The following is a 12383-nucleotide window of genomic DNA, read 5'->3' on the forward strand; positions in this document are numbered from 1 at the left end:
CGGACCGACACGCCACGTCGACCGCCGACAACGCACCGACACGCCACGTCGGCCGCCGGACAACGGACGACACCCTGGCCGCACCCACGCCGGGGGCCCACCCCCGACGCGGCAGGGTTCACCGGCCAGGGAACCACCGGGGCCCGGACGGATCGGGCGTCAGCCGTCCGCCAGGCGCTTCCGCAGCTCCCTCTTGAGGATCTTCCCGCTGGCGTTGCGCGGCAACGCGTCCACGAACACGACGCGTTTGGGTGCCTTGAAGTGGGCGAGCCGCTCGCGCGCGTGCGCGAGGAGTTCGGCCTCGGTGACGTCCGCGCCGGGGACGACGACGGCGGTGACGGCCTCGATCCAGCGCTCGTCGGGCAGACCGATCACCGCGGTCTCGGCGACGGCGGGGTGCGTGTAGAGGGCGTCCTCGACCTGGCGGGACGCCACGAGCACACCCCCGGAGTTGATGACGTCCTTCACGCGGTCGACGACGGTGAAGTAGCCCTCCGCGTCGCGCACGGCGAGGTCGCCGGAGTGGAACCAACCGTCGCGGAAGGCCGCCGCGGTCTCCTCAGGCTTGTCCCAATATCCTTCGCACAACTGCGGTGAACGGTAGACCACTTCGCCCCTGGTGCCGTCCGGCACCTCCTTGCCGTCCTCGTCGACGACCTTCGCCTCCACGAACAGGACGGGCCGCCCGCAGGAGTCCATGCGGCCCTCGTGCTCCTCGGGCCCGAGCACGGCGGCGAGCGGGCCGATCTCGCTCTGCCCGAAGCAGTTGTAGAACGCGAGGCCCGGCAGTTGTGCGCGCAGCCGCTCAAGGACCGGCACCGGCATGATCGAGGCGCCGTAGTACGCCTTGCTCAGGGCGCTCAGGTCGCGCGTCGCGAACTCGGCGTGCTGGGACAGGCCGATCCACACGGTGGGCGGCGCGAACAGGCTGTCGGCGCGGCCGGACTCGACCAGGTCGAAGACGGGTTCGGCCGCGGGTGCGTCGAGGATCGTGTTCTCGGCACCCACCGCCAGGTACGGCAGCAGGAACACATGCATCTGGGCCGAGTGGTAGAGCGGCAGGGAGTGCAGCGGCCGGTCGGACTCCTTGAGGTCGAGCGCGTGGATGGCGCTCACGTACTCGTGGACCAGGGCGCGGTGGGTCATCATCGCGCCCTTGGGCAGAGCCGTCGTACCCGAGGTGTACAGGAGCTGGACGAGGTCCTCCGCGTCAGGTTCGGGGCCGTCGTACGGGCCGGTGACGGCGAGTCGGCCGAGCAGGCAGTCGTCGGCGTCCCTGAGCGCGAGGACGGAAAGGCCTGCGGGGAGGTTCCCTGCGACGTCGGGGTCGGCGAGCGCTAAGGCGCTGCCGGACTGCCGGACGATGTACGCGAGGTCGTCGCCGGTCAGGTTCTGGTTCACCGGCACGTGCACCAGGCCCGCGCGGGCGCAGGCCAGGAAGCCGATGAGGTAGGCGTCCGAGTTGTGGGCGTAGGCGGCGACGCGGTCACCACGGCGAAGGCCCAGCGCGCTGAGGACACGGGCGGCGCGCGAGACGGCGTCGTCGAGCTCGGCGTACGTCCAGGAGCGGTCGGCGTAGTGCAGGGCGGTGCGGGCCGGTGCCCGGCGTGCGCTGCGCCGCAGAACCCCGTCGACCGTGCTCGCCCGCGCTCCCGGGCCCCCCGCGTCCCCCGGCACGCCCCCGCCCGTGTCCGCCGCCGTGCCGCCATCGTCCCGTATGTCCCGCGCACCCGTCATGGGCGTGATCCTGGGGGCGGCCCCGTGCGCGGGTCAAGGCGCGGTACGAGGGAACGTCATCGGCTCGACCGGCCCTCCAGACACAACACATACCGCTTGGTACGCTCCATCGGCCCCTGCTCCCACACCAGTTGCGAGGCACGATGCGCATAAGCACCAGACCTGTCGTGGCGTTCGGCGCCGCGCTGCTCACCGCCTCGGCCCTGCTCTCGCCCGTGGCGGCGGCGCGGGACGACGCACGACAGGACGACGCCCACCCGTCCGCCCACGGCCTGTCCGCCACCGTCCGGTACACCGAGTACGGCATTCCGCACATCCTCGCCGACGACTACGCGGACCTCGGCTTCGGCACCGGCTGGGCGCAGGCCGCCGACCAGGTGTGCACGCTGGCCGAGGGGTTCGCCACGGTGCGCGGCGAGCGGTCGCGGCACTTCGGCCCCGACGGCGACCCAGGCGGGGAACTGTCGTCGGCGACCACGAACCTCGCGAGCGACCAGTACTTCCGCGGTGTCCGGGACGCGGGCACCGTCGACCGGCTCCTCGACGAGCCCGCGCCCCGCGGCCCGAGCCGCGCCGCCAAGGAGTTGATGCGCGGTTTCGCCGCGGGCTACAACGCCTGGCTGAAGCAGAACCGGATCACGGACCCGGCGTGCGCGAAGGCCGCCTGGGTGCGCCCGGTGTCCGCCCTCGACCAGGCCCGACTCGCCTACGCCGTCTCGGTGCTCGGCGGCGAGGGCCGTGCCGTCGACGGCATCACGGCGGCCCGGCCCCCGGGCGCCGGTGACAGCCGCCGGGCACCGGATCCGGCCGCCGCGGCACGAGCGGCGCGCGAGCTGACCGCCGCCGAATCCGCCGACATGGGCTCCAACGCCGTCGCCTTCAGCGGCCGCACCACGGCGAACGGCCGCGGCCTGCTCCTCGGCAACCCGCACTACCCCTGGCAGGGCGGTCGCCGCTTCTGGCAGTCGCAGCAGACCATCCCGGGCGAACTCAATGTCTCCGGCGGCTCCCTGCTCGGCACCCCGGTGGTCAACATCGGCTTCAACGGGCACGTGGCCTGGAGCCACACGGTCGCGACGGGTGTCCCCTTCAACGTGCACGAGCTGACCCTCGCGCCGGACGACCCGACCGTGTACGTGGTCGACGGCAAGCGCGAACGCATGACGAAGCGCACGGTGACCGTCCCGGTGCGCGGGGGTGCCCCGGTGGCCCGGACCCAGTGGTGGACGCGCTACGGCCCGGTCGTCACCAAGCTCGGCAACCAGCTCCCGCTGCCGTGGACGACGAGGACGGCGTACGCCCTCAACGACCCCAACGCCCGCAACCTGCGCGCTGGTGACACCAACCTCCGCTTCGGGCAGGCCCGTTCGACGGCGGGCATCCTGCGCTCCCTGCGGGACACCCAGGGCCTGCCGTGGGTCAACACCGTCGCCGCCGACCGGCACGGAAACTCCCTCCTCACCCAGTCGCAGGTGCTGCCCCGCATCACCGACGACCTGGCCGGGCGCTGCTCCACCGCGCTCGGCAGGGCCACGTATCCCGCGGCGGGCGTCGCGGTCCTGGACGGCGCGCGCCGCGACTGCGCACTCGGTTCGGACAAGGACGCGCTCCAGCGGGGCATCTTCGGCCCTTCCCGGATGCCGACCCTCAAGAACGCCCCGTACGCGGAGAACTCCAACGACAGCGCCTGGCTGAGCAACGCCGACCGGCCGCTGACCGACTACGAGCGGATCTTCGGCACCGTCGGCACCCCGCGGTCGATGCGCACCCGCGGCGCGCTCCAGGACGTGGCGGCGATGGCCGACCGCGGCGGGCTGACCGTCGAGGACCTGCAACGCCAGCAGTTCGCGAACCGCGCGCCCGCGGGTGACCTGGCCGCGGCGGACGTGGCCCGGGCCTGCGCCGCGCTGCCGTTCGGGGCGGCCCGGACCGGCGACGGCAAGGTCGTCGACGTACGCGAGGCCTGCCCGGTCATCAAGTCCTGGGACCGCACCATGAACACGTCGAGCAGGGGCGCGCTGCTCTTCGACCGGTTCTGGCGCGCGCTGACCGCCCGGATCCCGGCCGCGAAGCTGTGGCGGGTGCCGTTCTCCGCCGCGGACCCGGTGCGCACGCCGCACACCCTCGACACCGCGGCCCCCGGCTTCGCGACGGCCCTCGCCGAGGCCGTGGCGGAGCTCGACGCGGCGGGCATCCCGCTCGACTCGCGCCTGGGCGACCACCAGTTCGTCGTACGCAACGGCAAACGGCTGCCGATCCACGGCGGCACCGAGTCCCTCGGCGTCTGGAACAAGATCGAGCCGCGGTGGGACGCGCGGGGCGGCGGCTACACGGAGGTCGCGCACGGATCGAGCCACATCCAGGCCGTCGGCTGGGACAAGTCGGCGTGCCCGAAGGCCCGCACCCTTCTGACGTACTCCCAGTCGTCGAATCCGAACTCGCCGCACTACCGGGACCAGACCCGACTGTACTCGGCCGGGCGCTGGGTGACCTCGCGGTTCTGCGAGAAGGACATCCGCAGTGCACCCGGCCTGAAGGTGGTGAAGGTCCGCCAGCGCTGACCGCCGCGAGGGGCGGGGGCGGTGTCACACGGCCCGTTCCCGCCCCTCCCAGTACGGCTCCCGCAGCCGCCGCTTGTACAGCTTGCCGTTCGGGTCGCGCGGCATGGAGGCGATGAAGTCGACACTTTGGGGCCGCTTGTAGCGGGCGAGCAGATGTTCGCAGTGGCGAAGGATTTCGGCGGCGAGCGTATCGTCCGCGACATGCCCTTCGGCGGCCTCCACGACGGCCTTGACCTCCTCGCCCCAGTCGTCGTGCGGCACGCCGAACACGGCGGCGTCCGCGACCGCGGGATGGCTGAGCAGGACCGACTCGATCTCGGCCGGGTAGATGTTGACGCCGCCCGAGATGATCATGTCGATCTTGCGGTCGCGCAGGAACAGACAGCCGTCCTCGTCCAGGTAGCCGAGGTCCCCGACCGTGAAGAAGTCCCCGACGCGGTTCCGCTCCGTCTTCGACGCGTCCTTGTGGTACGAGAAGCCGCCGGTGCTCATCTTCATGTAGACGGTGCCGAGTTCACCGGGCGGCAGCCGGTGCCCGTCGTCGTCGAAGACGGCCAGCTCACTGATCGGCCACGCCCTGCCGACCGTACCTGGCTTCTTCAGCCACTCCCGCGCCGTGGCGAACGCGCCACCGCCCTCGCTGGCCGCGTAGTACTCCTCGACGCACTCGCCCCACCACTCGATCATCGCCCGCTTCACATGGTCGGGACAGGGCGCCGCCCCGTGGATGGCGTGCCGCATCGACGACACGTCGTACGCGCCCCTGGTCTCCTCGGGCAGGGCGAGCAGACGGTGGAACTGGGTGGGGACCATGTGGGTGTGGGTGCACGCGTGCCGGTCGATCAGCCGGAGCATGTCCTCGGGCGTCCATTTGTCCATGAGGACGAGCCGGTGGCCGATATGCAGGGACGCGCCCGCGAACTGGAGGACGGCGGTGTGGTAGAGCGGCGAACACACCAGGTGGACATTGTCGTCGAAGGGCTTGATGCCGAAGATGCCGAGGAAGCCGCCCAGAGGGGACTCCTCGGGCAGCCTGCCGGGCAGCGGGCGCCGGATGCCGCGGGGCCGCCCGGTGGTGCCCGACGTGTAGTTCATCACCCAGCCGAGGGTGCGCTCGGCAGGCGCCGAATCCAACTGTCCGGCGACGAGTTCGGCGTACGGACGAAAGCCCGGCACGTCGCCCACCGCATAGCGCCGGCGCACGGGCAGCCGCGCCTCGTCGGCCGCCGCGGACGCCGCGGCGCCGAACCGCTCGTGCGCCACCAGGGCCTTCGCGCCCGAGTCGGCCACGATCCACGCGATCTCAGGACCCACCAGATGATGGTTGACCGGTACGAGGTAGAAACCGGCCTGCGTGGCGGCGAGGTAGGCGGCGAAGAACTCCACACCGTTGGGCAGCACGACGGCGAACGCGTCGCCGCGATCGAGGCCTGCCGCGCGCAGCCCGTGCACGAGCCGGTTGGCGGCGGCGTGCAGTTGTCCGGCCGTCCACTCCTCGCCGTCGGGGGCGACGAGGACGGCGCGCCCGGGGTCTGCGGCGGCCTGGGCCCAGAACCCGACGGGCGGCCCGGCGTTCGCGGCCTGGCCCCCGCCGGACGCCACCCCGTGCACGCCCTGCCCCGCGCCACCCACTCCCCCCTCCCCGGCACCTTGCCCCGCGTCCTGCGCCACTCCTTGCTCCGGGGTGCTCATGGGTCTCCGGTCTCCTCAGGCTCGTCCTGCGATGCGGTTCATCCGGTCGACGGCGCGCTCGAAGCCGCGGGTGAGGTCGTCGAACACGGCCCGCACGCTGCGTTCGCTGCGCATCCGGCCCACGATCTGCCCGACGGGCGTGCCGAGCAGCGGCTCCACCTCGTACCTCTGGATGCGGGACACGGCCTCGGCGACGAGCAGCCCCTGCAGCGGCATCGGCAGCGTCCCCGGCCCCGCGGGGTCGTCCCACGCGTCGGTCCACTCGGTCCGCAGTTGGCGGGCGGGTTTGCCCGTCAGCGCGCGGGAGCGGACCGTGTCGCCGGACTCCGCCGCGAGCAGCTTCCGCGTCAGCGCGGGTGAGTGCAGGTCGGCCTCCGTCGTGGTGAGCCAGACCGATCCGAGCCACACGCCCTGCGCGCCGAGCGCGAAGGCAGCGGCGACCTGCTCTCCGCTGCCGATGCCGCCCGCGGCCAGGACGGGCAACGGTGCGACGGCCTCGGTGACCTCGGGCGTGAGCACCATGGAGGCGATCTCCCCGGTGTGCCCTCCGGCCTCGTATCCCTGCGCGACGACGATGTCGATACCGGCGTCGGCGTGCTTGCGGGCGTGCCGGGCGCTGCCCGCGAGGGCGGCCACGAGGACGCCGTGGTCGTGGGCGCGGGCGACGACGTCGGCGGGCGGCGAGCCGAGCGCGTTGGCGAGCAGCTTGATGGGGTAGCCGAAGGCGACGTCGAGCTGACCGCGCGCCACCTGCTCCAGCCACCCGGTGATGCGCCAGCCGGACGCCTCGCCGTCGGCGAGCGCGGGCACCCCGTGCTTGGCCAGGGTCTCCTCGACGAACCGCCGGTGCCCTTCGGGGATCATCGCCTCCACATCGGCCTCGGTCAGCCTCCGGCCCTCCGGGGCCTCGGCCTTCTTGGCGGGCATCACGACGTCGAGGCCGTACGGGCGCCCGTCCACGTGCTGCTGCATCCAGTCGAGGTCGCGCGCGAGGTCGTCGGGCGCGGTGTAGCGGACCGCGCCGAGCACACCGAGCCCGCCCGCCCTGCTGATCGCGGCGGCCACCGCGGGGAACGGCGTGAAGCCGAAGACGGCGTACTCGATCCCGAGTTGCTTGCTCAGCTCCGTCTGCATGGGCGCAGGATGCCGCAGCACCCCGAACGAAGGAAGCCTCTTGCTGACGCCTCGTCAGATTCATCGCACCTAACCGGTCGGTCAAAGCACTGACCGATCGGTTAGAGTCGCTTCGTCAGAGGGGGACGGACCCGACAGCCGCACCCCTCTGGAACCATAGACACAAGGGGAAGTGGCACACATGGAGCACACGGCAAACACAGCGAAGACGACAGGCACGACGGACAACGAGCCAAAGACGGAAGGCACCACCTGTTGCGTGGTGGGAGGCGGCCCCGCGGGGATGATGCTGGGGCTGTTGCTCGCCAGGGCCGGTGTCCGGGTCACCGTCCTGGAGAAGCACGCGGACTTCCTGCGCGACTTCCGGGGCGACACGGTGCACCCGTCGACGCTGCGGCTCCTCGACGAGCTGGGCCTCGGCGAGCGGTTCGCCCGGTTGCCCGCGCACCGTCTGACGGAGATGCGGATGCATGTCGAGGGTGAGACGTTCGTGGCCGCCGACCTCAGCCGCGTACCCGGTCGCCACAAGTACATCGCGATGGTCCCGCAGTGGGACTTCCTCGACCTGCTCGCGACCGCGGCCGCCGAGGAGCCGTCGTTCACGCTGCGGATGCGGACGGCGGTGACGGGGCTGCGCACCGACGCGGCGGGCCGGGTCACAGGTGTGACGTACACCGACGAACACGGCAGCCCCGGCGAGCTCGCCGCCGACCTGACCGTGGCCTGCGACGGCCGGGACTCCGTGGTGCGCGCGGCGGCCGGACTGACGCCCGAGCCCTTCGAGGTGCCGATGGACGTCTGGCAGGTCCGCGCCCCCGTACCGGACGACGACACCAGGCGCGGCCGCGTGTTCCTGAGCATCCGTGACGGTCAGGTGGCGGCGACGATGGACCGGGGCGACTACTACCAGACGTCCTACCTCATCAAGAAGGGGACGGACGCGCAGTTGCGCGCCCACGGCATCGACTGGTTCCGCGACCGCCTTGCCGGTCTGCTCGGATGGGACCGACAGCCCCTGGCCGCGATCGAGTCCTGGGACGACGTGAAGCTCCTGGACGTCACGATGGGCAGGCTGCGCCGCTGGTACCGGGACGGGCTGCTGTGCATCGGCGATGCCGCGCACACGATGTCGCCGGTGGGCGGGGTCGGCGTCAATCTGGCGGTGCAGGACGCGGTCGCGGCGGCCCGCTACCTGGCGGAGCCGCTGCGCCGGGGCCACGTCGACACGGCGCGGCTGCGCCGGGTACAACGGCGCCGCCACTTTCCCGCGGCGTTCACACAGAAGTCCCAACTGGCCGAGCACGAGGCACTGTTGCGACCCGCGCTCGACGGAACGCTGGTCCCCGGCCGACTGCCCCTGCCGCTCCGGCTCCTGCGCGGACTGCCGCCGCTGCGCATGGTGGCCGGGTACGTGGGCGGGGTGGGGCTGCGGCCGGAACACGCGCCCGCGTTCGCGCGGCGACCTGACCGCCCGCTGCGGATCAGGTGACAGGCCGCCCCAGCCACTCCAGCGCGGCGGCGGTCATGGCTGTCACCCCCGTGGTGACGGCGGGCGCGGCTTCGGGTGCGAAGCGGGGCGAGTGATTGGAGGGGATGTCACGGTCCAGGGTGCCCGCGGCGGCCGCGGTGGCGTACGCCTCGGGGTCGCAGCCGCCGAACAGCCAGTAGCAGACGGGGGCCTCGGCCGCGGTGCCGAAGAGCCCGGCGTCCTCGCTGCCGGTCACCGGGCCGGGGTCGACGACCTGGCCGTCGCCCAGGGCCACGGCGACGGCTCCCATGGTGCGGGCCACCGCGGCCTCGTCGTTGACGAGCACGGGGAAAGCGTCGAGCGCGGTGAACTCCGGCTCGCGCTCGGCCCCGGCGACCAGTGCTTCGCCGCGTACGATCCGCTCGACCGCGGCCCGCACCCGGGTGCGGATGTCCTCGTCGTACGTACGGATGCTCAGCCGCAGTTCGGCCTCGTCGGGAATGATGTTGTCGACGGTGCCCGCCCGCAGCGACCCCACCGTGACCACGGCGGTCTCCCCCGCGGGCACCTCACGGGAGACGACGGTCTGCAGCCGCATGACGGTGGCGGCGGCCATCACCACGGGATCGACGGAGGTCTCCGGCCGGGAGCCGTGGGCCCCCTTGCCGTACATGACGACCTTGAGCGAGTCGGTGGCCGCGAAGGCGGGCCCCGCGTGACAGGCGACCATACCGGTGGGCAGGGGGGCGACATGCTGGCCGAGCACGACGTCAGGCGTACCGAACCGTTCGAAGAGACCGTCGTCGATCATCGCCTGCGCGCCCTCGCCGATCTCCTCGGCGGGCTGGAAAACGGCGACGATCCGCCCGCGCCAGCGCGCACGCGCGTCCGCGAGGAGCTTCAGGGCGCCCAGCAGACAGGTGACGTGCATGTCGTGGCCGCAGGCGTGCATGACGCCTTCGGTGCGGGAGGCGTAGGGCAGGCCGGTGCGTTCGGTGACGGGCAGGGCGTCGAAGTCGGCGCGCAGCAGCACGGTGGGGCCTTCGCCGTGGCCGAGGACGGCGACGACGCCGGTACGGCCGACGCCGGGGGTGACGTCGTACCCGTAGGCGGCGGCTCGCCGGGCGATCTCGGCGGCGGTGCGGTGCTCGGCGAAGGAGAGCTCGGGGTACGCGTGCAGGTCCTGATACAGCTCAACGAGGTCGGCGAGGAGGTCACCGCCGACCTCCGGAGAACCGGACGGGCCGGACGGGCCGGACGGGCCGGGGAAACCAACCGAACCGGACGATGCCCGACGACCCCCCATATGAAACTCAGCTCCTCACTCACGCGGTTCCGGCGGACGGCACAAGCGCCCCACAGGTGCAACTGCTTCCCGGCCCCCGGGCACCGCACACCTCTCGGGCCCGGGCCCTACCTGGCCGCCCCGATGGCATTGAGGGTGAACGTCTCCACCTCACCCGCAGCCACGTCGAGATCGAACTCGGGGTGGGCGAGCCAGTGCCCGATCACACCGTCGATGGCACCGCCGACAGCGAGGGAGACGGTCCGGACATCGAAGTCGCGAAAGCAACCGGCGCGCTGCCCCTCGGCCAGAAGACCGGCGAGTGCCTGCCAGCGGCTGGCGGTGTCGTGGCCGCCGGGGTTCTTCAGCCGGGTGCCGCCGTGGTCGTCGAGAAGCATCTCCGTGATGACGCGGACGTGGCGGCGGTGCTCGCGCTGGTACCCGATCATGGCGCGGACGTAGGCGATGACGGCGTCGCGGGGTCCGGGCGCGGCCGCGACGCGTTCGTTGACGTACGCGGTGAACTCTTCCAGGACGTGATCGAGGGCGGCCCGGGTGAGGTTGTCCTTGGACGAGAAGTGGTAGAGAACGGCGGCCTTGGAGAGGCCGGCGGCCGAAGCGATCGCGGACAGGGAGGTGGCGGGGAGGCCCTGGGTGGAGATCAGGTCGATCGTGCACTCGACGAGCTGGCGACGACGGGCTTGTTCGGTGAAGGTGAGAGTGGCGGCGGATTCGGCGGGGGTACGGGCATCGGCACCGCGCCCGCCGCGACCCGAGGCCGTGGACCGGGAAGCCAAGGTGAGCACCTCTCGTCTCCATCGTGCACGCGGGGGAAACCCGCGCATCGAACGGTGTCCGACCGTACACGAGCGCGTGCGCCCAGCTCACCGCCCCAGGACGGCCATGGCGGCGTTGTGTCCGGGGATGCCGCTGACGCCGCCGCCGCGCAGGGCGCCCGCGCCGCACAGGAGGATGTTCGGGTACGGGGTCTCGACGCCCCAGCGGCCGGTCCTGCGCGGGTCCTGCTCGTCGGCGTACGGGAAGGACAGGTCGCCGTGGAAGATGTTGCCGCCGAGCAGCCGCAGGTCGCGTTCCAGGTCGAGCGGGGTCTTGGCCTCGATGCACGGGTTGCCGTCGGCGTCGGTGGCGAGGCAGTCGGCGATCGGCTCGGCGAGATACTCGTCGAGCTGGGCGAGGGCGCCGGTGAGGAGGGCGGCACGCAGGGTGTCGTTGGTGGCGTCGGAGAAGAGCCGGGCGGGGGTGTGCAGGCCGAAGAGGGTCAGGGTGTGGAAACCACGACCAACCAGATCCTGGCTCAGGATGGTCGGGTCGGTGAGCGAGTGGCAGTAGATCTCCGACGGCGGTGCGGAGGGCAGCCCGCCCGCGGCGGCCTGGCCGTGGGCGGCAGCCAGCGCCTCGTACCCCTCAGCGATGTGGAAGGTCCCGGCGAAGGCCTCCCGGGGGTCGACGCCTGGGTCGCGCAGTTGGGGCAGCCGCTTCACGAGCATGTTGACCTTGAGCTGGGCGCCTTCGGCGGGGGGCGGCGGGGTGTCGCCGGTCAGGACGGCGAGTTCCTGCGGTGCGGCGCCGACCAGGACGTGGCGGGCGGCGACCGTGCCTTCGCCGTCCTCGGTGCGGTACGTGACTTCGGCGCGGCGGCCGTCGGTCTCGATGCGGGTGACTTCGTGTCCGGTGCGCAGTTCGGCGCCGGCCGCGCGGGCGGCGTCGACGAGGGCGCGGGTCAGGGCGCCCATGCCGCCCACGGGGACGTTCCAGTCTCCGGTGCCGCCGCCGATCACGTGGTAGAGGAAGCAGCGGTTCTGGCGCAGGGAGGGGTCGTGGGCGTCGGCGAAGGTGCCGATGAGGGCGTCCGTGAGGACCACGCCGCGTACCAGGTCGTCCGCGAACCGCGCTTCGACGGCCTTGCCGAGCGGCTCTTCGAAGAGGGTGCGCCAGGCGGTGTCGTCGTCGACGAGGTGGCGCAGCTCGGCCTTGGTGGGCAGGGGTTCGGTGAGGGTGGGGAAGACGCGGGTCGCGACGTGGGCGGTGAGCGCGTAGAAGTCCCGCCAGGCGGTGTACTCACGGTCGTCACCGGTGAGGCGGGCGAAGGACTCCCGGGTGCGGGCCTCTCCGCCGCCGACGAGGAGGCCGGTGGGGTGGCCGTCGCGGGTTGTCGGTGTGTACGAGGAGACTGTGCGGCTGCGGACGCGGAAGTCCAGGTCCAGGTCTCGCACGATTTTCCTTGGCAGGAGGCTTACGAGGTAGGAGTAGCGGGAGAGGTGGGCGTCCACGCCGGGGAAGGGGCGGGTGGATACGGTGGCCCCGCCCGGGGCCGGAAGGCGCTCCAGGAGGAGGACCGAGTGGCCCGACCTGGCCAGGTAGGCGGAGGCCACCAAGGCGTTGTGGCCGCCGCCGACCACCACTGCGTCGTAGCTTCGCATGATCCTTGGTAACACGTTTCCGCCTTACGGGCGCCGGTCGCGTCCCACTCTCCCCCCATCACAGT

8 protein-coding genes are annotated in these 12383 nt (G+C 72.3%); 2 read left to right on the top strand and 6 right to left on the bottom strand.

Features of this window, described 5'->3' with window-relative positions; all coding sequences use genetic code 11:
- Positions 1 to 159 precede the first annotated feature (159 nt).
- Positions 160 to 1737 carry a fatty acyl-CoA synthetase gene (locus IG78_RS0101225; RefSeq protein ID WP_078964682.1) on the bottom strand — a complete coding sequence of 526 codons (1578 nt, stop codon included), beginning with the start codon at positions 1735 to 1737 and terminating at the stop codon, positions 160 to 162.
- Positions 1738 to 1880: 143 nt separating this feature from the next.
- Between IG78_RS0101225 and IG78_RS0101230 the strand changes: the two genes are divergently transcribed.
- The gene (locus tag IG78_RS0101230) at positions 1881 to 4298 is read left to right on the top strand and encodes a penicillin acylase family protein (RefSeq protein ID WP_030559038.1); all 2418 of its coding nucleotides are present in this window, start codon (positions 1881 to 1883) and stop codon (positions 4296 to 4298) included.
- 24 nt (positions 4299 to 4322) lie between these two features.
- Here the strand turns inward: IG78_RS0101230 and IG78_RS0101235 are convergent, their stop codons facing one another.
- Positions 4323 to 5990 carry an acyl-CoA synthetase gene (locus IG78_RS0101235; RefSeq protein ID WP_078964683.1) on the bottom strand — a complete coding sequence of 556 codons (1668 nt, stop codon included), beginning with the start codon at positions 5988 to 5990 and terminating at the stop codon, positions 4323 to 4325.
- Between the two features lie 15 nt (positions 5991 to 6005).
- Positions 6006 to 7124, bottom strand: coding sequence for an NAD(P)H-dependent flavin oxidoreductase (locus IG78_RS0101240; protein ID WP_030559041.1), 1119 nt, complete (start codon positions 7122 to 7124; stop codon positions 6006 to 6008).
- 181 nt (positions 7125 to 7305) lie between these two features.
- Between IG78_RS0101240 and IG78_RS0101245 the strand changes: the two genes are divergently transcribed.
- Positions 7306 to 8613: an FAD-dependent oxidoreductase gene (locus IG78_RS0101245; protein WP_078964684.1), complete on the top strand. Its 1308-nt coding sequence runs from the start codon at positions 7306 to 7308 to the stop codon at positions 8611 to 8613.
- Here IG78_RS0101245 and IG78_RS0101250 read toward each other — a convergent pair.
- From IG78_RS0101250 to IG78_RS0101260, 3 genes are all read right to left on the bottom strand, one after another.
- Complete coding sequence (locus tag IG78_RS0101250; RefSeq protein WP_078964685.1) at positions 8606 to 9898, bottom strand: amidohydrolase; 1293 nt, start codon at positions 9896 to 9898, stop codon at positions 8606 to 8608. The two genes, IG78_RS0101245 and IG78_RS0101250, sit on opposite strands and share 8 nt — an antisense overlap.
- Positions 9899 to 10005: 107 nt before the next feature.
- Complete coding sequence (locus tag IG78_RS0101255) at positions 10006 to 10683, bottom strand: TetR/AcrR family transcriptional regulator (RefSeq protein WP_037684684.1); 678 nt, start codon at positions 10681 to 10683, stop codon at positions 10006 to 10008.
- A 78-nt stretch (positions 10684 to 10761) separates the two neighbouring features.
- Complete coding sequence (locus tag IG78_RS0101260) at positions 10762 to 12318, bottom strand: phytoene desaturase family protein (protein WP_030559047.1); 1557 nt, start codon at positions 12316 to 12318, stop codon at positions 10762 to 10764.
- Positions 12319 to 12383 lie beyond the last annotated feature (65 nt).

The organism is Streptomyces aureocirculatus, assembly GCF_000720475.1.
GTDB classification, from domain to species: domain Bacteria; phylum Actinomycetota; class Actinomycetes; order Streptomycetales; family Streptomycetaceae; genus Streptomyces; species Streptomyces aureocirculatus.